At 31.7% G+C, this 26,834-nt stretch carries 19 protein-coding genes and 6 tRNA genes; 9 read left to right on the forward strand and 16 right to left on the reverse strand.

What is annotated here, in order from left to right:
* The first annotated feature begins 217 nt into the window (after window positions 1–217).
* From ABWU82_RS02165 to ABWU82_RS02180, 4 genes are all read left to right on the forward strand, one after another.
* The gene (locus ABWU82_RS02165) at window positions 218–1,693 is read left to right on the forward strand and encodes a hypothetical protein (RefSeq protein ID WP_353289865.1); all 1,476 of its coding nucleotides are present in this window, start codon (window positions 218–220) and stop codon (window positions 1,691–1,693) included.
* A gap of 105 nt (window positions 1,694–1,798) precedes the next feature.
* A complete protein-coding gene (locus ABWU82_RS02170) occupies window positions 1,799–2,512 on the forward strand; it encodes a hypothetical protein (RefSeq protein ID WP_353289866.1) in 714 nt (237 codons plus the stop codon).
* Between the two features lie 223 nt (window positions 2,513–2,735).
* Entirely contained in the window at window positions 2,736–3,440 is a 705-nt protein-coding gene (locus ABWU82_RS02175; protein WP_353289867.1) for a hypothetical protein, read from the forward strand.
* A 73-nt stretch (window positions 3,441–3,513) separates the two neighbouring features.
* A complete protein-coding gene (locus ABWU82_RS02180) occupies window positions 3,514–4,074 on the forward strand; it encodes a hypothetical protein (protein ID WP_353289868.1) in 561 nt (186 codons plus the stop codon).
* 98 nt (window positions 4,075–4,172) lie between these two features.
* Here the strand turns inward: ABWU82_RS02180 and ABWU82_RS02185 are convergent, their stop codons facing one another.
* From ABWU82_RS02185 to ABWU82_RS02260, 16 genes are all read right to left on the reverse strand, one after another.
* The gene (locus ABWU82_RS02185) at window positions 4,173–8,486 is read right to left on the reverse strand and encodes a PolC-type DNA polymerase III (RefSeq protein WP_353289869.1); all 4,314 of its coding nucleotides are present in this window, start codon (window positions 8,484–8,486) and stop codon (window positions 4,173–4,175) included.
* 15 nt (window positions 8,487–8,501) lie between these two features.
* Window positions 8,502–9,590: a 1-deoxy-D-xylulose 5-phosphate reductoisomerase gene (locus tag ABWU82_RS02190; protein ID WP_353289870.1), complete on the reverse strand. Its 1,089-nt coding sequence runs from the start codon at window positions 9,588–9,590 to the stop codon at window positions 8,502–8,504.
* Window positions 9,591–9,593: 3 nt separating this feature from the next.
* Window positions 9,594–10,631, reverse strand: coding sequence for a phosphatidate cytidylyltransferase (locus ABWU82_RS02195; RefSeq protein ID WP_353289871.1), 1,038 nt, complete (start codon window positions 10,629–10,631; stop codon window positions 9,594–9,596).
* A 50-nt stretch (window positions 10,632–10,681) separates the two neighbouring features.
* On the reverse strand, window positions 10,682–11,371 hold the full coding sequence (gene uppS / locus ABWU82_RS02200; RefSeq protein ID WP_353289872.1) for a polyprenyl diphosphate synthase: 690 nt from the start codon (window positions 11,369–11,371) through the stop codon (window positions 10,682–10,684).
* An 18-nt stretch (window positions 11,372–11,389) separates the two neighbouring features.
* Complete coding sequence (gene frr / locus ABWU82_RS02205) at window positions 11,390–11,944, reverse strand: ribosome recycling factor (RefSeq protein WP_353289873.1); 555 nt, start codon at window positions 11,942–11,944, stop codon at window positions 11,390–11,392.
* 20 nt (window positions 11,945–11,964) lie between these two features.
* Complete coding sequence (gene pyrH / locus ABWU82_RS02210) at window positions 11,965–12,666, reverse strand: UMP kinase (RefSeq protein ID WP_353289874.1); 702 nt, start codon at window positions 12,664–12,666, stop codon at window positions 11,965–11,967.
* A gap of 74 nt (window positions 12,667–12,740) precedes the next feature.
* A complete protein-coding gene (gene tsf / locus ABWU82_RS02215) occupies window positions 12,741–13,628 on the reverse strand; it encodes a translation elongation factor Ts (protein WP_353289875.1) in 888 nt (295 codons plus the stop codon).
* A 254-nt stretch (window positions 13,629–13,882) separates the two neighbouring features.
* Window positions 13,883–16,651, reverse strand: a complete 2,769-nt coding sequence (locus tag ABWU82_RS02220) for a transglutaminase domain-containing protein (RefSeq protein ID WP_353289876.1) — start codon at window positions 16,649–16,651, stop codon at window positions 13,883–13,885.
* Between the two features lie 10 nt (window positions 16,652–16,661).
* A complete protein-coding gene (locus ABWU82_RS02225) occupies window positions 16,662–19,145 on the reverse strand; it encodes a hypothetical protein (protein WP_353289877.1) in 2,484 nt (827 codons plus the stop codon).
* 51 nt (window positions 19,146–19,196) lie between these two features.
* Entirely contained in the window at window positions 19,197–19,904 is a 708-nt protein-coding gene (locus ABWU82_RS02230; protein ID WP_353289878.1) for a hypothetical protein, read from the reverse strand.
* Window positions 19,905–19,998: 94 nt separating this feature from the next.
* A tRNA-Leu gene (locus ABWU82_RS02235) sits at window positions 19,999–20,083 on the reverse strand.
* 1 nt (window position 20,084) lies between these two features.
* Window positions 20,085–20,160: transfer RNA gene (locus ABWU82_RS02240), tRNA-Lys, on the reverse strand.
* Between the two features lie 91 nt (window positions 20,161–20,251).
* A tRNA-Thr gene (locus ABWU82_RS02245) sits at window positions 20,252–20,327 on the reverse strand.
* Between the two features lie 3 nt (window positions 20,328–20,330).
* Window positions 20,331–20,406 (reverse strand) — tRNA-Val (locus ABWU82_RS02250).
* Window positions 20,407–20,442: 36 nt separating this feature from the next.
* Window positions 20,443–20,519, reverse strand: a tRNA-Glu gene (locus ABWU82_RS02255).
* Between the two features lie 4 nt (window positions 20,520–20,523).
* Window positions 20,524–20,598 (reverse strand) — tRNA-Asn (locus ABWU82_RS02260).
* A gap of 491 nt (window positions 20,599–21,089) precedes the next feature.
* Between ABWU82_RS02260 and ABWU82_RS02265 the strand changes: the two genes are divergently transcribed.
* From ABWU82_RS02265 to ABWU82_RS02285, 5 genes are all read left to right on the forward strand, one after another.
* The gene (locus ABWU82_RS02265) at window positions 21,090–22,829 is read left to right on the forward strand and encodes a hypothetical protein (protein ID WP_353289879.1); all 1,740 of its coding nucleotides are present in this window, start codon (window positions 21,090–21,092) and stop codon (window positions 22,827–22,829) included.
* An 18-nt stretch (window positions 22,830–22,847) separates the two neighbouring features.
* Entirely contained in the window at window positions 22,848–23,945 is a 1,098-nt protein-coding gene (locus tag ABWU82_RS02270; RefSeq protein WP_353289880.1) for an iron ABC transporter permease, read from the forward strand.
* Window positions 23,945–25,033, forward strand: a complete 1,089-nt coding sequence (locus tag ABWU82_RS02275; protein ID WP_353289881.1) for an iron chelate uptake ABC transporter family permease subunit — start codon at window positions 23,945–23,947, stop codon at window positions 25,031–25,033. Before ABWU82_RS02270 ends, ABWU82_RS02275 begins: the two co-directional genes overlap by 1 nt.
* 5 nt (window positions 25,034–25,038) lie before the next feature.
* Window positions 25,039–26,115 carry an ABC transporter ATP-binding protein gene (locus ABWU82_RS02280; RefSeq protein WP_353289882.1) on the forward strand — a complete coding sequence of 359 codons (1,077 nt, stop codon included), beginning with the start codon at window positions 25,039–25,041 and terminating at the stop codon, window positions 26,113–26,115.
* Window positions 26,116–26,189: 74 nt separating this feature from the next.
* A complete protein-coding gene (locus tag ABWU82_RS02285) occupies window positions 26,190–26,417 on the forward strand; it encodes a hypothetical protein (protein WP_353289883.1) in 228 nt (75 codons plus the stop codon).
* The last annotated feature ends 417 nt before the right edge of the window (window positions 26,418–26,834 follow it).

Genomic DNA, 26,834 nt, shown 5'->3' on the forward strand with positions numbered 1-26,834 from the left:
TATTTTTTTCTTTAAGATTCTTTTTGTGTTTTTGTGTTCTAAATACCTAATTTACTTACAGATATGGGAACTATTTTTTAAATCTCATTCAAGACAAATTCACTTTTTATTGGTATTTTCAACCAGTTGAAAGTGTGTGTAATTTTTCAAAAAAATGAAATTTATTTATTATAAATAAATTACTCCAAGGTTTTCAAAAGAAAAGGTATAAATATTTATGATTAAAAAATTAAAGTGAAAATGAGCGCTCTTTGGGCTACTAGGTGCAACGGCTGCTGTTGCTACACCAATCGTATTAACTAGCTGCAGTGCCACTACAAGCACAACAAATAACGACCAATTAGTGGTACAAACATTAAATGATAGGGATATTCAACCAATCGTTGTGAATAATGACATGTTCACGAAGTACCGTCCAATAGGTACTAGAACTCAAAACAGTTCAGCAAATATTTGAAACAAACAAAACCAAGTTTTTAAATATCTGCTAAATAATAAAAACAACGCATATCTGAAGATGATTCAATACTATAATACTCATCCAATGAATCTTGATAACTTACTAAATAATAAGTTTGGAAGTCAAATCACTTCATTACAAACACTGCAAAATGTATTAAATTACAAATCAATGTTTGGCACATATCTAGCCAACCCTGATACGCAAACATACAACATTGCAACCGCTTTTAAGTTTGGTAGTGCATACTCATTAAATAACTATAGTGAGTATTTTTCTGAAGACAAATTCGGATTAATTAATTCTTTTATTTCGTATTTTCCTAGTTTCCAAATAGATAAGCACGAAGGCTCTGTTAATATGCAAAACTTTCATTTCTTTGACAATTTTACAGAAAATGCAGACAGAACAATTAACTTTACAGTTTACGGCACTACTGTTATTCAAATCAGTAACCAAAAGTTAAACAGTAAATTAAATATTGAAAAATATAAATACAATGATGGTAACTTTAAAGGGCCCCAATATGACGAATTATTTAATTTAGGTCACTCAGAATTGAATCAAAATGTAATTATTTTAAATTGAAAAACGCAATATAAAAATGTTACTTTTGATCAAACAATCAACGTTAAACCTGATAATATTACTAAGCAAAATTATTATGTACAAACCGTTTTATACAATAATTTAAATACTTATAAAATGCAAGAAATTTTACAAGATCCGACTTCTGTAACACATTTTGTCAAATCAGGATTATTAAAGTCTAACACTAATACGACTTTAAGTACAACTTACCAATCCGTATATTACAAATTACAAAATTCTACACAAAACAATTTACAAGAATTTTTCAGTCAGTTATTTGATAAATCTCCAGAAAAAAATCAACCAAAAATCTTTAACTCTACTCCCATTCCTCTTCAACTAGATTTGGGTAAAAGTGAACAATTAAGCAAAAACGTTTCAGACGTAATGAATGTTTATGGCGACATTAACTTGCCATCTGATACTTTGTTTAACCATTTAAGTGACATTATTAACGCAATCAACACGCATACATTGGTTACTTCAGACATTAATGTCCAAAAATTAACTCAAGAAGCTCAGGCTAAGAAAATTACTTTAAGCAATTCTAGTACTTTTGATACAGGTTTTAATCTTATTAGTAACCAGCAAGATTATGTGAACTCTTGCATGGATTGTTTAGGATTTTTAACTCATCAATAATTAATCTATTCCTTATTATCTAGCCATAATTCGCTTTTATATTTAAATAATTCTTAAAGATAAAAGCCACATTTTTAATTTGGAAATATGGTATATTTATAAAATATGAAAAATATAATTAATAATCAAGAAACTAATAACGAAACAAAAAAGAACAAAGATAAGAAAGGCTTTGTAAATAGCGTCAATAGTGTTATCGGGTTAAGTGCGACCGCTATTGTCTTAGAAATTATAGCAATTGCGCTATTAATTTATTTAATCCTAACTTCACTTAACTACAATAACGCTCAACAGGCTTATGCTATTGCTATTAACTCAGCAAATTCTGGAGGACCATACTCAGCAAATGATGCTCTTACATACAAAGAAATTGCTGATAGTTTATCAACCATAATTACTCAAACTTGAATTGCACTAGTTGTTATTGGCGTCATTGCTTTAATCATTAAAATTGTGAATGCCGTATACGCTTCTAAAGTTAACTCATGATTATCATTAAGAAATTACATACCTTCTGATGGTAAAGTAATTTCTATCTGTGCAATCATTGCAATCTTTATCGCACCCCTTATTTTATTTTCAGTAGTCTTGGGTTATGCATGTAGTTTAAGAGCTAAAATTGATGGTGAAACTTGAGCTGCACAATTTGGACAAATGAATTTTAACCCTTATCCATATGGACCTTACCCATATTACCCTCAAAATAATTTTGGGCCAATGAATCCAAATAATCCAGGATTTAATAATAATGGCAACCCTTACCAACCAAAAGATAACAACAACAATAATAATCCCGATGGTTGAAACGACATTAGATAATTAACTCTGATTCCAAATATATCTCTAACCAAATCTTTCCTATTGGAAAGATTTTTTATTTCTCTTCACAAACCAAAATCTCTAAACTTTCTCATTTCGTTAATAAACGTGATTTTTTAAAAAAATTTAATTTGTTTCTTGAGACATTAATTATTAATTAATCGTTTTACTTTTCTTGTGTATGTTTCAAGTTTCTGTAAAAAAATAATGTTATATTTAAAATATGGACAATTTAATGAATAAACCTAACAAACATGTAAAAAAAGCGCAACAAGCTTTCTCAACTTATATCAAATCAGTTATTGGATTAAGTTCTATATCCATAATTTTTGGGATAGTTATTGCTGTTTTCCTTGGTTTAGCCATTTGATCTTCAGTTAACTTAAGTAATGCTGAAACAACATACGTTTATGCGACAAATGTAACTAATGGTGTAAGTCATTGAAATGATATTTATGGACCACAAACCACTAAAACTGAAGTGGAAGATTTTATCCATCGTTTATCAAGACAAACCGATAACTTCTGAATTATCGTTGTAGTACTTGGTGTAATTAATTTTGGTTTAAAAATTAGTAATGCTATTTTTGCTTCTAGAGCTAATACTTGATTATTAAAACATAACCATTTAAACCACGATGGCAAAGTAATTTTTATCTGTTCAATTGTTGCCGTCTTTATTTTCCCAATTATTCTACAAGCGGTAGCATTAGGATTTGCTAGTGCATTATTAGTCAAATCTGGTGGTGAAGAATGATCTGATGATTTTGGACCAATTAAATTTAATATTCGTCCTCGTGGCAAACACGGACATTATCCATATTATCCACAAAATCACCATTGATTCGATAAAATCAGCCATTCGCGTTCAACAAAGAGACCTAAATCTGATGTTCAAACCAACGATACAGAAACACAAAAAAATTAATATTTCTTATTTTCAAACCAGATAATCTCTCTTTAATGAGAGATTTTTTTCTGCCGGTTATATACTTATATTTATGGATAATTTTCAAAATAACCCCACATGAAATAATTATTACAATCCTGAAACTACAAACTTTCGTAATCATTTAAAAAAAGTAATTAAATTAAGTGCATCTTTAATTATTCTTAACATTGTCTGAATAGTTATTTTAATTATTAACTGCGTTTGAAACGTAGAGCAAAAATCAAACGGACAAATAGACTACGCTACACAACAAACATTAATTACTTGAATTTGCATGTTAATTACCAAACTTGCACTTTCTATTGGTAATGCTGTTTACAGTTCTAAAGTAAACGATTACTTAAACAAATGACAATGCGTTGACCAAACAAGCGGAAAAGTAATTTTTATCTGTTCAATTGTGGCAATCTTTATTGTCCCAATTACATTAAATGCCGTTATTCTAGGATTTGCTTGCAATCTAAACAGCAAATGAAATAATGGTACTTTAGGATTCAAATTGAATCCAGGAACTCCTCCAGGATTTAATCCTTATTCTGGTGGTAATGGTGGACCTAACACTCACGACAGTGACTATTTAAGCCAACCGCATGATTTTAAAAACGAATAAATATATTTCATAATCTAACCAAACATAGAAAGAAAAAAACTACGATTTGGCCATTAACTTATGGCTAAACGTAGTTTTTCTTTGTTAAATTTTAGTAATTAAAAATCAAATAAACTCATTTGGTTGCTTTCACTCAATGAATCTAAAACTTTGTAATCTTTTAGAGTTTGAATGTGAGTTTTCGTGATTTTTGTCCGTTTAGTTAAATCTTCAATTGAAGTAAACGGCGCTTCTTTTCTAGCTTGTACGATAGATTCAGCAACAGATAAACCTAAACCATCTAATGATGAGAACGGACAGTAAATCGCTTTTTCTTCCTTATCAATTACAAAGGTATCGATTTCAGATTTTTCTAAATCAATCATTTTTAAAGTGTAGCCCCGAGCATACATTTCTAACGCAATTTCATAAATTGGTAATAAATCTTTATCTTTGTTAGATACAGTCCCTTTAGTCTTAGGATTATTTAGTAATTTAGAAATTTCTAAATATCTTTCTTTTACTGCAGAATAACCGGCTGTCATAACTTTAACATCAAAGACTGGTGGACGGATTGAGAAGTAAGTTGCATAGTATTCTAATGGGTAGTTGATTTTGTATCACGCAAATTTTCAGGCGTGCATTACATAAGCTGTGGCGTGGGCTTTCGGGAACATATATTTAATCTTGTTACATGATTCAATGTATCATTCCGGAATCTTGTTATCCCTTAACACCGCTTGCGCTTCTGGTTTAATTTGTTTACCCTTTCTTACATCTTCCATGATTTTGAAAGATAATAACGGTTCAATACCGTGGTTAATTAAATACACCATGATATCATCCCGACAACCAATTACGTCTTTTAAAGTTTTACCTGAATCAATTAATTCTTTCGCGTTACCTAACCATACATCGGTACCGTGACTTAATCCTGAAATTCTGATTAAGTCAGCAAATGATTGTGGATTAGTGTCTTTTAACATTTCTCTAACGAATTTGGTACCGAACTCAGGAATACTAATCGCTCCTGTTGTTTCACCCAATAAGTCGTCAGGAGTAATGCCTAACGCTTCTAATGAATTAAATAAACTCATAGTTTTAGGATCGTTGTTAGGAATATCTTTTTCATCCACACCCGTTAGGTCTTTCAGCATTCTTAAAGCGGTCGGATTATCGTGCCCTAGAATATCAAATTTTAACAAGTTATCGTGAATGTATTCGAACGCGAAGTGAGTAGTATATCAGTCTTGAGTGGTATCATCGGCCGGGTAATTATACGGTGTGAAATCAAACACTGACATATCTTCTGGGACTACAACAATCCCACCAGGGTGTTGTCCAGTAGTTCTTTTTACATCTTGACACTTAATAGCGTATCTTTCTACTTCTGCGTTAGTTGCGTCTTTTTCAATTTCTTCAAAGTAAGCTTTTACATTCCCGAATGAAGTTTTTTCTGCAACGGTACTAATCGTTCCCGCTCTAAAGGCTTTAGATTCTCCAAACATTTCTTTAATAAAGTTATGAGCCTTGTTTTGGTACACCCCAGAGAAGTTCAAGTCAATATCTGGAACTTTGTCTCCGTTGAAACCTAAGAAAGTTTCGAACGGGATTTGGTGTCCTTCACCACTCATCATTTCACCACATTTAGGACAAACTTTATCTTGTAAGTCAAAACCATCTTCAAATTGTAATTTATCGATATCAAAATCACTGTATTTACAATGTTTACATAAATAGTGCGGTGGTAAAGCGTTTACATCGGTAATGTTTAAGAAAGTGGCCACTAGTGAAGAACCTACTGACCCTCTCGAACCAACAACATAACCATCTTTAATAGATTTTTCTACTAGTAAGTGAGAAATTCAGTAAACTACTGCATACCCATTACCAATAATTGAGTTTAGTTCTTTTTGAATTTGCTTTTCCACAATTTCAGGTAAATTTTCCCCATAAATTCTGTGCGCATTATCATAAACCGTTTGAGTAACTTTGTCGTTTACGCCATCAATGTGTGGTGGATATAATTTCTTTTTTAATGGTTCAATACCCATGTCAATTTGACTTGCAATTTTTTGCGTATTGTTAATAACAATATCTTGAATTAATTGGCCATCATTTAAGAAACTAAATTCTTCTAGCATTTCATCTGTAGTTCTGAAATGGGCTACTGGACCACAATTATATTTATAGAATCTGTGTTTTCTTCTGTTCAATACTGGAATATGAATATACACTTCATGGTATTGTTCTTCTACCGGATCTAAGTAGTATGCATTCGATACTGCAATCACATCTTTTTGCGCTTTTTGTGCAAACTTAATGATTCTTTCTAATGCGATTTCTACTTCATGTGGTTTGATATTTAAAGCTTTAATTTCGTGTTGCAAGCCACTGACAGGTGCAATAGTGATGAAATCATATTTAGCAATTGTCGTTTCTAAAATATGGTCATCTTTAGAAATGGCAGCATTTAGAACATCTGATTCAATTGGTGAATTGGCCACCAATAAGTTATCTCTAAATTTTAATAAATCACTTTCAAATAAAGTAGGTCTATCAAAGAATTGTTTTGAGTGAGATAGTGATACTAATTCGTAAATATCTCTAATACCAGTTTGGTTTTTAGCGTACACTAACACAAAATCACCACGTGATTTGCTTCTCAAGTTCTTGTTTTGTAACACTTGGTTAATTTCGTTAATTTTATGACAACCTAATTCGCTTAAACGGTTGATGAATACGTTTCAAACATCAGTTAAAACTTTAGCATCGTAATCCGCTCTATGGGCGTCTTCACGGTCGTAAGTAATCTTATTTTTCTTACAGATGTATTCTAGAGTGTTAGATTTATATCCTTCATTGATAGCTCTAGAAATTACCATGGTATCGATAATTGGGTTAGTTAATAACGGCAATCCGTATTGTTCTAATTTCGTATTTAAGAACGTAAAGTCGAAGTTAATCCCGTTGTGAGCAACTAACGGATCATCTTTGATGTAATCTACAATCATTTGTAAACCAGTTTTTTGGTCTACGGCATTTTCTACATCCTTAGCAGTAATCGATGTTAATTCAGAAATTTTTGGCGTAATTGCTTTTGTCGGTTTAATGAAAAATTGTTTATTTTCTACGACAACATTGTTTTCGTAAACGACAGCCCCGAATTCAATCACATCTTCGTTTTGTGCGTATAAACCAGTGGTTTCCAAGTCAAAGACAATGTATCTTGTATTCAATAGTGGTTTATCAGATGGATTTAATACTGCTGGAATTTCATCAGGTAATTTTTCAAATTCAATCCCGTAAATTGGTTTGATGTTGCTACCCTTTAAATTTTTCATAATTTCAGGGAACATTTGCACGTTATATCTATCTGTAATCGCTACAGCAGAATGACCATAATCAGTTACCTTTTTAATTAAATCACTTGCACTAATTAAACCATCAAACGCCGTCATCTTACTATGAACACAGAATTCCACTCTTTTGTTTTCGTTAAGATCACTACGTTGTGATTTTTTAGAATTAATTTTGCTTCATTGTCTCAACTTACCAGATAGTTGAATTTTGCCATCATAACTGTAGTTTTCTAAGTTGATTTTCATTCTGATTCAGTCGCCCACTTTGATGTCATCTAAGTCAGTTTGGGCATCAGCTTTAGCATACTGTTTCACAAAAATCGATGAAGTGTAATCAGTTACACCAAATGTGAATAATAAACTACCACTTCTTAAAACATCTTTTTTCACGGTGAAGATTTCACCTTCAATGACAGCTGTTTGGTCTTCGGCTACTAATTTAGCAATTGCTGTAGCTTGGTCTTTAAAACTAGGTTCATATTTACTTGAATATGATGTCTTGTACGGTGTAGGTTGTTGTTTTTGTTGTTCCAAGTGTTGTTTTTCTGCTTTAATTGCAGCTTCTTGGTATTTCATTTGTTGTTCTTTTAACACTTGGTGGTACTCTTCATTCAATTCGTATTTCACTTCTTGCAAGTAAACGTATAACGCTTCATTAAAATACTGAATTAGTTTATTTTGTACCTTTAATCATTCAGATTTTTCGTTTTCTGTAATGTAACGAATTACTAAAGTGTTTTTATCAAATAAAAAATCGTTCCGTGTTCAAGCTTTTAATAATATTTGTGCATCCACAGTCTTTAAAAAACTGTGCACATAAATTTGAATTAATTCCCGGTCCAGTTTTTCTAATTCAATTTGAATGTTGAATTTTAGACCGTTGTTCCGTTGGTTAAAATCGTAAATCTTTTCGATTAATCCGATTCTTAATCCTCCGTTTAAAAATAAAGAGATAACAATGTCAGTACCTTCACGGTAGTAATCACAGTCACGAACATTGGCTAAAATCTCTTGGACTTCAAGATTATCAAACTTTTGTACTGACGCTAATACTGAGGGTAATTTATGCATATTCATCTCCTTTAATTATTGAAAATATGTACTTTGTAATTCCTGTACGATTTGTTTGTGTAGGTTTTCTAAATCGTTTCATGTATTCACAACTATATTACGATATTTTTGAATATATTGTTGAATAATTGCTGTGATGTCATTAAAACCAATTTGGGCATTCTTAAACAGTTCAATTACGAAATCATTAACGGTGTTAATAATAATGCCTAAAGTGTGATTTTTTTGGGCCACTACTTCATAAGCTCAACTAATTGGTAATCATTGATTTGGATCAATTTCTGCAAAAGTTAAGTTTAAATGCTTGAAAGATAACGGCTGAATTTTAGGTGCTTGTTTGTTAAATTCGTGCAAGGCTAAATCAATTGCAATCTTCATATCCGGTGTGGACATGTTAGCAAACACTGAATTATCTTGAAATTCGATTAAAGAATGGACCACGGATTGTGGATGGTATAACGCGGTAATTTCTTTATTTGGAAATAAATAACCAGCTTCAATAATTTCAAAGCACTTATTAATTAATGTAGCAGAGTCAATTGAAATTTTGTAACCCATACTTCAATTGGGGTGTTTGATTGCTTCGGCAAAAGTTTTTTGTGCCTTTTCTTCAGCGTTTAAATGATAGAACGGTCCGCCAGAACAAGTGATATAAATCTTTTGTACCCGCGTTGGATCAATAGCGTTCAGTTGGTATAAGCTAGAATGCTCGCTATCTACTGGATATAACGCTACTTGTGGATGAGCTTTTAATAAATCCATCAAAAGTTTACCACCCACTACTAAAGACTCCTTGTTAGCCAAAGCTAAATCAACGTCTTTTTCAATCACCAACTTTGATAGATATACGCCGTCAAAACCAACGACGCAGTTTAGTACTAAATCTGGTTGAGTTTTATCTAATAATTCGTCATAACTAAAAACAGTATTTAGCCCACTGTTAGATGGACTAAATACTTCTAATGACGGAAATTGTGCCAAGATGGCACGCATCTTGTCACAATTTTTGTTAAAACTGACACCAACGAGTTCACAGTCCGCCAAACAACTTAATGCTTGGGTGCCAATCGAACCGGTCACTCCTAAGATAACAACTTTTTTCATAATTTAATTATTAAAGAACACTACAGTTTTTGCTGCTAGAGCAATGAAGAAACTTAAAACAAAGTAGAAACTAATCACGACAGAATGTGAATCGATTCTATCAATAATTCCTCCATGTCCAGGAATTAAGTTACCGTAGTCTTTAATTCTATATTTTCTTTTAAATCAACTAAAAGCTAAATCCCCAAAGACACTTAATAAGCAAATGCCGATAGTAATAAAGAACATTGATACTCATCAGTATGGTTTATTAGCCATTTGGTTGCTATTGATATAGCTAGTAGCGTGTTGGAATTGTACTCCTAAGATTTGTGATAAGACATCAGGAGTGTGTTTAATGAAAGAGAATCCTAATAAAATCAATAAACCACAACCAACAGTAACTACTAAACTAATTCCAAAACCTTCTCAAGTTTTTTTCGGACTAATTTTTGGTGACATTTTGTGTTTTCCAAACATAACCCCACCGAAGTAAGCGAAAATGTCTGAACCAAACACAAGCAACATTAATCATAATAATGTTAAGAAACCTCTCGTTAGCATAAAGAAGTAGGTTCCTAAGAAGAATCCAGAAACTACCCCAGTTAGAAGGTTTAGAATTACTCAGTTTTTAAAATTAATAATTCCGTATACTGCAAGCAAGATTGTTGTGTTAATTACTACAAACACAATTGCTGCAGCTAAAGTAATTGCAAAGATATTAGTAATTGTAATTGGAATATAGAATGTTCCAATCGGCAAAGAAATATAACCGTAATATTTTAAGAAATAAACTAAGGTTGGAGCGTACACCAACACAATCATATTTATCAATACTACAAGATATGGAATTGCTTTAAATTTAAAGAAAATATTACAAATTTCTTTGGCTGCTACGAAAATTAACGGTAGCAAGAAAATTAGAAATAACCAGCCGCAGATGGTTTGACCCAAGGTGTTAATTGGTGACCAACCACTGACTCTATCTGCCAGCACCCCCAAAATATATAAGACCACCAAAAAGACAACCATTACCAAAGAAGAAGTTACTCTTTGTTTCATAGTTCTTTTTGCGGACTTTGATAAATGGTTTGCTTGGACTTTTAACAAAATTATAATCCCCCGAAACGTCTTGAACGTTCTTTATAGATCTCGATATCGTGTTTTAATTCTTCAAGATCATATTGTGGTCAGTAAACTGGTGAGAAAATCAGTTCAGCATAACTTAATTCTCACAACATAAAGTTACTAATTCTTTGCTCACCACTAGTTCTAATTAATAAGTCTAATGGTGGTAAATCGTATTTATTGATTGCTTCGTTTAGTGAATCAATCGTAATTTCTTTTTCTTGTGTAACTAATTTATTAGCTGCATCAACAATTGCTAAACGACTGCTGTAATTAAACATAATTTGGACAGTCATAGCTTTACAGTTTTGAGTTTTTTCCATTAAGTTTTTAAAACCTAAAGTAATTGTTGAACTCAAGTTCCGGCTTTGACCGTTTCAAACAAATCTCACATTATTATCTAAAAATCATTTTAAAGTGTCTGGATTAGTTAAATTGTCTTCCACTAACTTCATAATGTGATTTACTTCTAGTGTAGGTCTTGATCAGTTTTCTGTTGAAAAACAGAAAAAACTTACACACGGAATGTCTAAATCTAAACAGTCATGTACGATGTCTCTTAAAGCTTCTGCACCCTTTAAATGACCGTAAGTTCTAGGCATGCCTTTTTCTTTAGCTCAACGGCCGTTGCCATCAACGATAAACGCAATATGGTTTAAACAACAATTTTCCATTGTAATCAAACGACCAAATTAAATAGTCATGATTTCTTTTTCACGTTTAGCTAAAGCTTCTTCAATATCTTTATTGATTGCTTTAGTCATAGTATCTAATTGTGTTTGGAAGTATTTTTTATCGTCTTCAACTGCAGTAGCATCTTTTTTGAATAAATCTTGGATGTCTTGACGTGCACGTCTTACTTTAACTTTTGCATCTTCTGAGATACTCTTAGCTTTTTTTACAAGATCTTTTCTTGCAGCTTCAGTAGGAGCAGCAAAAGTAATTCTAATTAAGTCAGCGTCTACTTGTGGGTTAACACCTAAGTTAGCACCATTAATAGCACCAGCTAAATCTTTTAAAATTGATTTGTCGTAAGGCTTGATAATTAAAGTTCTTGCATCAGGAATACTAATGTTTGCCACTTGAATAATTGGCATTTCTTCACCGTAAGCTTCAACTAAAATACCATCAAGGATTGCAGGAGTTGCTCTTCCCATTCTTAACTTACCGAATTCGTGTTGCATTCATTCGATAATTGGTTCAACTTCAGTGTTGAATGCTGATTCATAATCTTTTCAGTTAATCATAAATTATTTCCTCGTTTTATCTATCTACTAATAATTGTAGTTTTAATTTCATGTTTCATTGCTTTAACAAATGAATTTGGTTCATCAATATTGAAAACAACGATTTCGACATTGTTATCTTTACATAAAGTTAAAGCGGAATGATCCATAATGGTTAAGTTTTTTTCTAAAACTTCACTGTATGTTAATTTATCAAATCTTTGTGCATTTGGGTTTTTTAGTGGGTCAGAGTCGTAAACGCCATCTACACCATTTTTACCCATTAAAATCATGTCTGCACTAATTTCAGAAGCTCTTAAAGCTGCTCCTGAGTCAGTTGTAAAGAAAGGAGAACCAGTACCGGCTACAAAGATACATACAGTATCGTTGTCTAAAGCTTGTTTTACGTTTCTGATACAGAATTCTTCACAAATTTTGTTCATAGAAATAGCACTATAAACTTCTGTAGGAATTGCGTTTTTTAAAAATACGTTTTTAATTAACAGACCGTTCATAACTGTAGCTAACATACCAATGTAGTCAGCATTATTTCTATCTAAGTCAAAATCTTTAGCTACGTTACCTCTAAAGATGTTGCCACCACCTACAACTAAACCAATTGAATAATCTTGTGATAATTCTTTAACTTGGCTCGCTAGGTTTTGAATTTTTTGTAAATCGAATGATGAGCTTTCGCCCTTTAAAGAAGCACCAGAAACTTTAATTAAAATTCTTTTTTTCATATTTTATTTAGGACACTATAAAAATGAAGAAAGGGTTTTTAGTCACTCTTTCTTCATATTTATCAAATATTAAATTATTTTTGACCCATTTGTTCTGCTACTTCGTCAGCAAAGTTTGAAACTTTCTTTTCAATACCTTCACCTAAAACGATGTTAATCATCTTAATAGCTGATGCACCGTTTGATTTTAAGTATTCAGCTACTGTCATTGATGGTTCTTTAACGTATGGTTGAGAAACTAAGCAAACTTCTTTTAATAATTTGTTAACTCTACCGTCAACAATTTTGTTTAAGAATTCAGCTGGTTTGTTTGATTCAGCTTTAGTTTGTTCAACAATGATTTCTCTTTCTTTGTTTAATCATTCTTGGTCAACTTCAGTTTCATTTACATATTTAGGGTTCATTGCAGCGATGTGCATTGCAATGTTAGTTGCTACTTCTCTGTCTACTTTACCTTCTAATAAAACAGCTGTAGCTACTCTGTTATTCATGTGAGTGTAAATACCAATTGTTTGGTTGTCGTTAGCTTTTAAGATAGCACCACGACGGAATGCAATTTTTTCACCAATTTTTGCTGTTAAGTCTTGAGCAGCGTCTTCTAAGCTAACACCGTTAATTTTTAAGTTAGCGATTTCTTCAGAAGAGTTTGCTTCTTTTAAAGCACCGTCAATAATTTCGTTAGTGTATTTAACGAAGTTTTCGTTTTTAGCAACGAAGTCAGTTTGACAGTTAACTTCTACTACAACAGCTTTGCAGCCACATTGTGATAATTTTGCTAATGCTAAACCTTCAGCAGCGATAGCGTTAGCTTTCTTAGCAGCTTTAGCTACACCGTTTTTTCTTAATCATTCAACAGCTGATTCAACATCATCATTTGATTCTTTTAAAGCTTTCATACAGTCGCTCATTCCAGCTCCTGTCATAGCACGTAATTGTTTAACTAATTCAGTTTTACTTGCCATAAAATTCTCCTTTTTACAATATATTTGTAAGCAAAAATATAGAAATATCTTATTAATTATAAGATAATAAATTATAAAAATAAAAGTTATTAAACTATAACATTTCTTCTAAGAATTTTACAAACAAAAATAAAAAAATGCTATTAATTTGTGGAATCAGTTTAGAGAATTTGTTGACACATAAAAACCTTCATAAGTTCTACAAAACTTATGAAGGTTCTGTTTTTATAAATCGTTACTAATTCATTTGTTAATTATTTAGTTTTGTTTCATTGAATACTAAAGAATTGGTTGCTTGACGCTGTACTTGCTTTTTTGAATAAAGCTGTTAATGCACTAGCATAAGCTGGATTATAGTAGTTAGCATATTTTCTACCAGCTTGAATATAGAAGTATCTACCACAATCCGTTAAGGCTTGATCTTCATGACCTTTAAAATATGAGAAGTAATCAGTACCACGTGGTCATTCTACTAAAGCTACATAATTATTACTTCTGTGGATGCTAAAACCAGATTGTACTTGTCCTAAAGGACCGTATCAGCTTCAAGTTGGGTCAAGCGTTAATCATGTTCCTAGGCTTGGAATTCAAGCTTGGGTTCAAGCGTGGTCAATAATCCCGTACATTGAATTTAATCCAGCTGGATCTAAAGCATCACCATAAATTACTCTAGATACAATTCCAGAGTCACTTAACATGGTTGCAGCTAACATAGCAAAGTTGCCACAAATACCTTGTAAATGTTGGAAAGTGCCGTTAACAGTATGTCCATAAGTATATTTGAAGGTATACTTCATGTTTTGACTCACTCATTCTTCAATCGCTAAAGCTTTATTTAAGTCTGAAGCGTAACCAGTTGTAATTTGTTGTAATACTTTTTTAAAAGTTGCGTCCGGATTATTGAAGTTAGAATGCATACCACCCATTTCTAATGAACCACGACCACCAAATCCAACAAAGCCATCACCACCGTAAGTGAAGGTATGTTTAAATCAATCAGGATTACCTCATTGATCATTAATGTCTCTTTGGTTTGGTGAAATCAATGATTTAATTCCTTCGCTATTAATAGATAATTTAATACATCATAATTTTTCTTTAGCTTTTGTAGCAGCATTAGTAGTTTCTTGCGTTGTTGAACCGTAAGAAATTAACTTAAAGTTACTATCAATATTTTTTACATTAATTCCTTGAGTTTGAATTTCTAATGTTTCATTATCGCTATAAGGTAAGCCGTTAATAAAACTTTCTAACTTAGAAATTGATTCACCTTTAGTTCATTGGCAAGTATATTTTGCACCATTGATAATAATGTTTAATAAACCTTTATCAGCAAAAGTTGTTTTAGAATCGAGTCCTTTAGGTAAATCGTTTTGAGCGTAAAGATTTTCGAAACTTGGGAAGCCAGTTCTACTTTGTGAATTTCAAACATACATTTTGTTGCTAAAGCCATTAAATAATACATTAAAGGCAGTAGAACCTTTTTTACCATTACTAGCAATTGTTGGCACATTCATACCGATTGCACTGTCTAATGGATTAAAACCTGTTACATGTTGATTGAAAATACCAACGTTAGCAATGTTCAATGTTACTAAATTAGTTTGTGCTTGTTGATTTGTAGAACTAATGTTTAGCTCGAAGTCTCCGTTAGAATCACTATGCAATTCATGTTGTTTACCTAAATAACTAATAGTAATTGTTTTATTAGGTAAAGTAGTTCCACTTAATTGGACTTGACCGTCACGGTAGTAACAGTTTTTAATGTAGTAACAATTATGCATTTGATGTAAACCGTCTGGTTTAATCACAAAGTAAGTCATCATGTTATTTACTGATGTTCATGCAAACGGAATTTGTTCGTAAGTATTTAAATCCTTTAAATTCATTCCTGGTGTATAGTTAGTTGAAATGAAACTTGAACCATTATGTCAGAAGACAGTTTGTTTCAATCCAATAATATCACCGTAATTAAATTTGGCTCCGTTTAACACTTTGCTCATTTCTTCTGAAACAAAAGTATCACCTTTATAAGTTTTATTAATGATAGTTTGATTATTTTTTGGACTGTAAATATATATGTTTAGGTTTTGTCCTTTATTAAATAATCAGCCACCTTTAAAGACTTTAGACTCTAAAGTCATGGTTTTAGTGTTGAAACTAATCAATCCACTCACACCATTTCAAGCATTTTTAAAACTAATGCAAGTTTTAGCTAACGAAGTTGCTTCAACTGGTGTAATATCTTGCTTATTAATTTCTTTGTACGGCGCTTGTTTTACTGGTTCTTCAATTTGTTTACTAAATTTTTTATCAGCATTTACAATTGTAAATTCATTATCGTACGCTGTAGCGTTAGACAGATATGAAGTGATAACTCATTGTCTTTGTACAGAACTATAAGAATAAACTGCACCATTTTGAATGATAGTTTGCACTCCATCAGTCAATAAACCCGCATTGTTTAACGTTCCGAACGGAGCTCTCATTCAATCTTTGTATCAAGTGGTTTGAGGTGGTAAATAAATTGTGGCGTTTCTACCAAAACAGTTACCGACAAACGCATTAATACCTAAGTTTTTTAAAAATTTTGGTAATTTTACTTGCGTTAAATTGTTGTTAGCGAAAGCATAGTTACCAATAGTTTGTAGACTATCTGGTAATACAACACTACTCAACTGTTGGTTGTAAAAAGCTCCGGCGTTAACAGTGGTTACAAAATATAAATGGTTTTGGTAGCTTACTGTACTAGGAATTTCTAAATTTGGAGTAGCATTGTTTGCACTAAACCCCGTAATAGAAACTGTTTTACTTGTTGTAATTTCGTAAGTAAATAATCCGTTAACAAAACTGTGACCAATGTTAGCTTGTTGCGCATTATTCATTACATTTACAGTACTATTTTGATTTAACAGTTTAGAGTGATTTTTATTATTACTGAAGATTACAGTTGGAGTAATTACAGTTGTCGCTAAAATTGCTACGCCTAAAGTACTAGCGATAATTTTGTTAGTTTTTTTCATAATTTACTCCTTATTTAATTACTGAACCATTTGAAACATTCACTGTTCAAACAGGACTCTTAGCTGTATGTGTAATGGCACCAATCTTGTAAATGACTTCACATCAAACTTGGTAACTCTTTAATTCAGTTGGATTATTAATTAATTGTGATAAGTCTGCAGACGCTTTATTAAAACTTAATTTTGTAGCGGTTGGTTGCCCCACTTCTTGAACATATCAAACATATTCAAAATGCGGTTGGTTACCAACATTGGCAATCTTTGGATCTGGATTTAACGTTGTACTACTTAATTTATTCTTTGTTAAGTTATATGTTGTAGCGGTTTGGTTTCATGAAACTGTTTGTACTTGATTTAAATAGAAGTTTGGTAACAATGAGTTTAAATAATTCAATTGCAATCCGGTATGGTTGGCATTAGTTGGTAAATCTCAGTATCAGAACGGAATAGTGTGGTTAGCATCTTTCTTGTAACCTCATTGATTCATGTTATCAGTTACTGTATCATTCATTAAAGTTTTATTGGTTTTAGGATTTAATAATTGTAAACCAAATGGATTTGGCGTTGCATGTTGGCCATCTGTATTAATTGTTTCTTCAGACACTCATTTAGGGTTCAATAACTCTAAACTATTTAAACCTTCATCATTTACGGTATAAGCAATGTTATCTTGCGTAAATGGTAACGTTCATATTAATTCTGTTCCTACTGGAATAGCCACAACATTAGAACCACCCATTAATTTCAACGGAATTTTATTGTTTGCCGTTAATTGTAGATAATGGTCTTTTGTATAATTTCAAGTCAACGATAAATTAGCAAAAATTTTATCAAATTCTTCGTTAGAATTAGCCCCTTTAATTCTGTAATTAAAAATCATGTCACTAAAGGCAATTTTAGTTAACGTATTGGTTTCATTAAATGAATCCGTTAAGAATTTTGTTAAACCACCATAATTTTTAATTCATTTTTCACTCTCTTGTTGGTATTGAGTTTGTACATTTGCTGGCATTGGGATGAAAATGTGAATTTCATTAGAAATTAAAGAATGAATTCTTCAGTTGTTATTACAAATGATGGTTGCTCTAATTGCTGTAGCTACATAACTTTTTGTCATGTAATCTAAACTAAAAGCGTCTGAACTACTAGTGTTAGTTTGCTTAATAGTTTTTCATTCCCCCGAATTAAATTCTTGTCAAATTACTTCTGTATAAGGATTCTTTTGAAAATTAATTGTTTCGTTCTGTGGAGTTACTGTGAATTTAATGGTTTCATCTAAATTAGCCTGCACAGTAACTTGATTATTCTTAGTAGATGTCGGCTTATTTACAACCATGTTTAATTTAAAATTAGCAGTTGGTGTTACGTTTAAATTTACAACATCAGAGACAATACTTTGGTTTGGATTATCTTTGTTGGTAATGATTAATCTATAACTTACACCGTAATAAGTGTTTTGTGTGTTAACGGTATAATTAGCTGCATTACCATCCTTTGTAACATTTTGTCAAACATTATTGGTAGTCAAAGCACTTAATTCTTGTCATTGGTAAGTACAATCTTTAAAGTTGATATTAGAATTGCTGGTTGCAACACTTAACTTTAAAGCTTGATTAGGGTTAGTGTTAATGACGTCCGTCGCTAATTTACCATTTACATCTAACTTACAATCACCCAAAGTTTTTGTTGTTAATGTGATTGAATTTGAATAACTCACTTTTTTCGTAGTAGTTGAAGTTACTTCTAAACGGTATTGGCTATATCCGATATCAGCATTAGTTACAGTTAATTGATTATTTGTGGCTCCAGCGATATTTTGTCAAACACCGTTAATATATTGTTGTCATTGGAAAGTTACACCTGTGACTTGTGCGTCTAATAATTGTAATTTTACATTTTTAACCTGACGGTAAACTTGAGTTAGTGCCGGCTTGTTATCTTGGTAAACACCAATTGCATAAGGATTAGTACTTGCTACATAGAAAATTTTACTTGTAGTGTTATAAGTTTTTTCGTTAGTTTGAATACTAAAACTTACACTATATTGCGATCATTCATTGTTGTAAGATAAATCATTTAACACAGTTAATAAGTTAAATTTATTAGCCATCAATGTAGGTAACGCTTGTACATCAATTGCGTATTGATAATTAGTAAATCCGTTACCATTTACCACTAAATTCACTTTAGTAATATCTGTAGGGATTGCTTGTTCATCATTTCAAGTCAAACCGATATTTGCGTGTTGATTGTCTAAAACCGTTTGTTGAGCATTAAATAATAGTTTATTGTTTAATACTGCTGGATTTTGGTGTGGCTTAGTAGGTTTGGCATGAGTATTATGTGAAGAAGTAGTATTATCTTTAGGAAAATCTTTATTACCACTATTATTAATATTTTCCGAAACTGTACTGCCGCATGATGTTAAAGCGATAGGAGTAGCAACAACTACTGCTGCTAAACCTAAAATACCAAATATTCATTTTTTCTTCATTAATTAGTTAGATCCTTTCGAGATATTTATTGTTCAGTTTTGAAATTACAATTAATCTAAATTTCCGTAGACTTGTTTTAATGTTTGTAACACCAAATTAGTTTGGTATTGCACATTTTCATTTTTTTCAGACAATAGTTGAACGGTTTCGTGATTAAATGTATTACCCGTTAAAACACAATAGTCTTGTTCCAAATTAAAAATTTGTCGATTACTCTTAATCAAACCGTCTAGCATTAAATAATTACCTAAACTTAAAGCAGACAAAGTATTTACGCCTCGTTGTAAATTTACTTCGCAAACGTTAGGTAAATAAAGTTTTTCTGCTATTGACTGTTGAGATAATTCCATTCCCAAATTAATAGACACAGAATATAAATTATGTTGCTTTCAAATTAAGCAAACATTAGCGCTACCGCAACTAATTAGTAATGCATTTTCGAAATTATTGATTTTTAAATACAACATTAAAATTAATAAATCTAAACCGATTTCAGCTTTATTAAATTCATCGGATAGATTTAATTTACTTAAAATTTCTGTTGTTGTAATTAGGTGAATTTGTTTATATTGTTCAGCAAGTTGTTCCAAAATCTCTTGTAAAACAACATTATTGTTCATTATGTATATAAAATTATTGTTTTGTGCAAGTTTAATAATTTGTTGTAAGTTATCCTTACTAACTGAATAAATTTGTAAATCATGTTCTGAGGACATGATTTTTATATTTGTGTAACCAATGTCTACATAAAATTTCATAATTACATTAATTTTATATAAATAATACATTTTTGTTAAATTTGCTTCGTATAGAATAAAAAAACACCTCTAAAAGAGGTGCTTTATTATAAAGTGGTGCGCATGAAGAGACTTGAACTCCCACTCCGTAAAGAATCAGATCCTAAGTCTGACGCGTCTGCCTGTTCCGCCACATGCGCATGGTGCTCCGTAAGGGGTTCGAACCCCCGACCCACTGATTAAGAGTCAGTTGCTCTGCCGACTGAGCTAACGGAGCGTATAAATACTAATAAAAAATTATTAGTATTGTAATAAAATGCTACAAATTAGTCATACTAAATCGTAGCATTTTTAATATGATTTAAACATGGTGCCGACTATAGGAATTGAACCCACAACCTACTGATTACAAGTCAGTTGCTCTACCTATTGAGCTAAGTCGGCAGATGGTGGAGTGTGAGGGGCTCGAACCCCCGACCCTCTGCTTGTAAGGCAGATGCTCTCCCAGCTGAGCTAACACTCCATATGTTGACGAACTATCATCAACAATATTTAAAGATGGTGACTCGTACGGGATTCAAACCCGTGAATGCACGCGTGAAAGGCGTGTGTGTTAAGTCGCTTCACCAACGAGCCATGATGGCGGCCACAGTAAGGATCGAACTTACGACCAACCGGTTAACAGCCGGTTGCTCTACCGCTGAGCTATGTGGCCATGGCTTGTTATCACTATCTTTATTTAATAACAACATATAAAGTGTATCAAAAAAATAACGTTATTGCAACATTTTTTTAAAAATTTTTTTATTTTTTTTAAAAAAATATTTTTTTACTGCTTATTTTGCTTTTCCCTACTATATATATGTATATTATTTTTAATTTAATTATTAGTAATTTTAGTGCTATTAATGAACAAAAATATATGAAAAGCCTATTTTTTAACCAAAAAATAAATTTATTAATGAATAATTTCTATTTTTCTGTTGTTTATTTGAAAAACACTAATAAAAAGTTGGAAGAATATTTTACATTAATTAATTGTTTAAACGGGCCTTACGAAAGAATAAATTATGTTTTTATTTAATAACTAAAATTACATATTAAAAAAATATAAATTTCTTATACCTTTTACAAATATTTTTTGTGTAAACAGTTTAAAATTAGCATGGTATATTAGACGAATTTTCAATAAAGAGGTATATGTATATGAAAATTAACAAAAAAGCTCTAGGAATAGGGCTTGGTATTTTTGCTACTGTAGCATTAATCCCTACACTTGCAGTTACACTAACATCATGTGGTAGTCCTGCAACTTCTACAACAAACGCTAAAGCGCCAAAAAATTTCTTTAACGCTTTAAACGACCCATACAAAGAATTAAATATGTTTGCGGCTACATTAGATGCAGCTCACGAACAATACTCACAACCAGCAGCTGCAAAACCAGTAAGCAATGGATTAGCAACTCGTGCAGCCGCAGAATCAGAAACTGCTCCAGCAGCTTCAGCATCAAGCGAAACATTTACACAAAGAGCTAAAAAAATTAACGATTCTCTTAGAAACTTTGTAACTAAATTAGCTGAAAGCAAATCTATTAAAGATTTAACAGACAAAAACAGTACAGTTTTATTCGTTAAAAATGACCGTGTATCTTGAAATGCTAACGGTAGCAACGATAACTCACGTTATAACGATTTCCAAATTGAACAACCAATTTTATACTCACAAATTTACTCAACTCCATCAGTAAAAGAATGTCCTGGTTTTGGTTTTAAATTCCCAACTCCACGTAATGATGAAGCTAACAAATTATTCGATGACTGATTCGAAATTGGCGCAAGTGACCAAGCACAAGGTTGAAAAGATTCAACTGTTGCTAAATTAACTGATGCCTTCCAAGGTACAGCTGATTTCGTATTCTATTTATACGATTCTAAAAACTTTAAGAGTGAAGCTGATGTACAAGCTTTCACAAAAATGATTTATGACCAAAAAGTGGGTTCTTCAAGTGAATTCAACGCTGGTAAATTAGTAAATCCAAACAGCCCTGTAAAACACGTTATTCCTTTAGATATCGAATGAATGTACAACGGTAACTGAGATGTAATGGGCCAATGAACAATGGATTACTTATTTGCTCAAATCTTTGCTAACATCAACACTGAAGGTGGAATTAACCAATTCTACAACTCAAGTGCATTTGACGTTAAAAACGGATCTATTAATACAGTAACTCCAGCTTTAACTGATAAAGCTAGTGCTGCTTCTCAAGATATTTTAAATATCGCAAACGAACAAACTTGAAGTCCAATGAAAGCTACTGAAGCTTTAAAAACAATTCGTCCTGTAAAACCAACTAAAGAAGAACAAGCTGTTATTGACAGAAACAAAGGCAAAAACGAAAAATTCATGACAACAATGTTCAATACTACAGGTTTATCATTAGCATTAGGTATTGCACCAGATAAAATTGTTTCTTATGATGCAAACGCTTCAATGGAACAATACCACAACTTATCATTATATTTAGCTGGTTACACTAGCAAAATTACAACAGCAAATGGAACTCAATCAAAAGATACATTTGTAGAAAATGCAACAACTAGTCAATTCTTATCATTATTAGATTCAAATAACGTTTATGCATTAGCTGACAACCGTGACTCATTCGGTAAAGGCAACACAACCGGAGAAGATTTAGCTCCATGACCATTAAAACAAACAGCTACTGAAACACAAGCACAAGGTATCCAATTACAACACGAAGATGTTGGTACTACTAGTGCTGTTAAAGGACACTGTATTCCAGTTTATACTGAAAGAAACGATACTGCATTCACTCAATATTCAGAAGCAGATAACAAAGACTTTAATTTACAACTTTGAAACACAGTTACTCAACAAGCAACAACTTACACTAGTTGAATTAATTCATTTAAAAAATAATCCAAGCTTAATTATTTAATGATTTCTGATTCAAACAGTAAGTTAAACAGTAACACTCATCGTTTAACTACTATTAAAGAAATTCAATTAAATGAAAAGAAGAAAAGGTTTTCAACTACTAGCGTTTTTAGTCTAAAAGGTTGAAAACTTTTTTTGCTTATCTTGGGTATTTGTGTAGCCTCACTTATCATGGTGGGGTTAATTGTTATGAGAGTATTTCACTCAGGATCACGTTGACTTGCTCCTGAAGAAATTGCTCCACATCAAATTTACTATAAGTCGCAAGTCTTATATGAAGCAGCTTGTATTTTAGCTGGTATCGGGTTACCTTTAGTGGGAGCTTCTATGCAAGTTACCACTAGAAATAAATTAGCTGAACCCACTACTTTAGGTTTTTATCCAATCATTTATATGGGCCTATTGCTTAGTCAATTATCCCTTTCTAGTAATGGAACCGATTTTGGTTTTTCATTCTTGTTAAGTTTTATGGTTGTATTTATTAACTTTATTGTCTTACGCGGTAAAGCTAGTAAGCAGACTTTTAAATCTATTTTAATTGGGTTTGCATTAAACGCCATTATTACTGGCTGTAACTATTTAATCATTACTTATAGTCGTGCCAAAGGTGATCCACTATCATGACTAACTGGTAGTTTCGGAAACGTTACTTTAGAACGGATTTATATCAGTACCGGTTTGATTTTATTCTTCACCGTTGTATTACTATTCTTAATTCCTTATTTCAACATTATTCAAAAAGACTACATTATCGCTAAAACATTAGGCATTAAAGTAGATTTAATTTACTGAATTGTTGCTTTTTCTGCCGTTGTTATCACAGTCTCTTCTGTTTTAATTATCGGTGGGGTTGTTTTAATCGGGATTGTAGTACCACACTTAGTCAGAATCAGTTTTAGAACTGATGATAACCGGATTGTCTTACCGTTCTCCGCTTTATTTGGGATGTTCTTATTAAGTATGTCTTCATGAATGGTTTCAGGCATTAGTTCAGAATACGGTGTTTCTTTAAACATCAACTTATTGATTGCACTGATTTCTGTGCCAATTTTCTTCCTTATTTTAAGAGGAAGCAGAAAGGGTAAGAGTGTTAATTAATGAACCAATCTACACCGTCTGTAAATACAAAAAAATCTAAGCATCTAACTTTAACTAAATTAAATAAGCAAAGTCTTTTAAAGATTAAAAATAGTTTTTTTCTAAATAATGATCGAGTAAACCATTTAACTATTGCTTTAATGGTGGCGTTTGGGATTGTCTTTTTCTTTTTAGTTATGAACGTTGTTATTTGATTAAAACCTATTGGAGCCGATCAAATGATGCGCAACAACTGAATGAACGCTTCTCAAATGGTTTTAACCGGTTTCGCTTTAGGAATTTCTAGTTATTTATTACAAAGAGTTACTAACAATAAATTAGCTGATACTGCTGTAATGGGGTTTGGAAACTTTAACTTAATCCCAATCGCTATTTTAGCGTTATGTACCAACTTATCTATGGACCCTAGTTCTACCAAAATGGACATTAACACCTATAAAACCGTTATGCCTATTGTGGTAGTATGTACATCATTACTTTTATGTACTGTATTCAATTTCGCTTCCAAAGAAAAAGTTAACTTTAACTTTAAGAAATTATTATTATCAGGTATTATCTTAAACTTTGTGTCTGTAGCTATTGCTTTCAGTATTGTGGCGAACGCTGATCCCAAATCACTTTCAATCATTGAAAGAAAAACCATTGGGTTTATTGGCGATGAACCATTTATCTTTAACTTCTACTTCAGTGGTGCTTGTATTTTAGTTGGGTTTATCTGAATTATGCTTAACTCTTGAAAACTCAAATTAATTATTCAAAATCAACAAATTGCTACTCAAGTTGGAGTAAAAAATAAATTTACTTTATGCCAAATGATGTTAGCAATTGGATTATTAGTCGGCGCCTCATACTCTTTAAGTGGTGACTTTGTCTTCGTTGGATTAATGGCTGGCAACATTGCGTTTAAAATTTCTAAAAATAAAGTACATTATGGAGTATTAACTAGTGGTCTAACTGGTGCATTAATGGTTTTAATTACGTACTTTATCTTCTCTAACTTAATCAATGTGCCAGGCAACATTATTGCTCCTCTAATTCCGTTATTAATCTCACCATATTTCATTTATCTAGTCATTGTTTGGAGATAAGTTTTATGAACGAACAAATTAAAGAATTAACTTCAGAACCCTCTAATTACGATTTCTCAACCAACCACCATAATAACGTGTTGTTTAATGTGGAAAACTTATCTTTTGGTTATAACAGTAGTAGAAAAATTTTAGATAACTTTACAACACAATTTAATGAAGGTGAGTTTGCTGTTATTATCGGTCCTAATGGTTGTGGAAAATCAACATTAATTAAATCTTTAGTAAGAGTAAACATTCCAGATGCGGGGCATATTTTCTTCAAAGACAAACTAATTTATGCACCCAACCCAATTGAAGCAGTATTATTGCAACTAAAATATGGTCTTTTTAAATTATGAAAAAAAGATGTAAGTCAAGAATTGAGCTCATTGCAATGATTTAAAGCGAACAAATCCAAATACAAAGTCTACGGTAGTAAAAAATTAGGAGCAGAAATTTCATACGTGCCCCAAATTAGTAATTTTCCTGAATCTACAACTATTTATGAATTTGTGAAAATGGGGCGTTTTCCACACAGTAATGCTTTAGGTATTAACACCAACAAAAAGAAAGAAAAAGAAATTATTGATGGCGTTTTAAAGCAAGTGGGTATTTACGAATTCCGTAACGAAGACATTAATGGCGTGTCTGGTGGTCAAAGACAAAAAGCGTTAATTGCGATGAGTTTAGCGCAACAAACTGACACCATTATCTTAGATGAACCTACTAACCATTTAGATATTAAAGCACAGCTAGAAATCATGAGTTTGTTACACCGTTTACACCACGAACTACATAAATCTATTATTTTAGTCATTCATGATATTAACGTTGGCATTAAATACGCATCTACTTTATTTATTATGAAAGACGGCAAACTGCTAGCCAAAGGTAAGCCAAAAGATATCATTAACTCTGAAATCTTATTGGAAGCATTTGGTATTAATGCCGTTGTTAAGACAGAAGATGGTGGAGAAATTAAAATTACCGAATTTAGTTTACCATTATCAGAAGAAACGGTTTTAGAACAACAAGCTCAAGATTCGTGAAATCAACATTTAGAACACCACCAAGAGTTAGATTCTCACTCTAACAAGTAAATCATCAAAGCACATTTTAATGGTATATAATTTATAAACTATATAAATTATCATTTCAAAAGAAGGAAATTTTTATGGAACAAGAAAACAGCCAAGTTGTTGTTAAGAATGAATTACCTCAAAAAGATTTCGCTTTATTAATCCTTGCTGTTGTAATGTGATTAATCGGCCCTATCTTATACTTAGTGTTCGGTAACATTCAAGGAAACACAAACAAGATTTTAACAATTGTTGCAATCTTCTTCCCTGTTATTCCAGCAATTTTATTAGTATTAAATACTTTTAAAATTATTAACATTTAATAATGAAAATTAAAGAACAATCTTAACGATACCGTTAAGGTTGTTTTTTTTAGGTTGTGTTAATAAACTTCCTTAGATGGTAATATCTTATCAATTATATAAATAGTCAGAAACGTTGTGTATTTACGTTTTTAGACGTGTAATAAACAAAATAATATATTTAATATTACTGTATGTAATTTAGAACCTAAAAACTAGTTTAATTCGTTTAATTGCGATATATTCATGCACATTCTGCTTTTGTCATTTACAGAATGTTAATGAAACAGAAAAAAACCCACCGCTGACGATACAGAGGGAAATAAAAATGGGACACTCCTTAAAAAGAAAGGAGTGTCTTTTTATATGTCTAGACACCTAAAATGAAGTGAATGACTTTATTATTTTCAATTATTTGAAACTAATACTAAAAAATTT

The sequence above is a fragment of the Ureaplasma ceti genome, from assembly GCF_040369755.1.
In the GTDB taxonomy this organism is placed as follows: Bacteria; Bacillota_I; Bacilli_A; order Mycoplasmatales; family Mycoplasmoidaceae; genus Ureaplasma; species Ureaplasma ceti.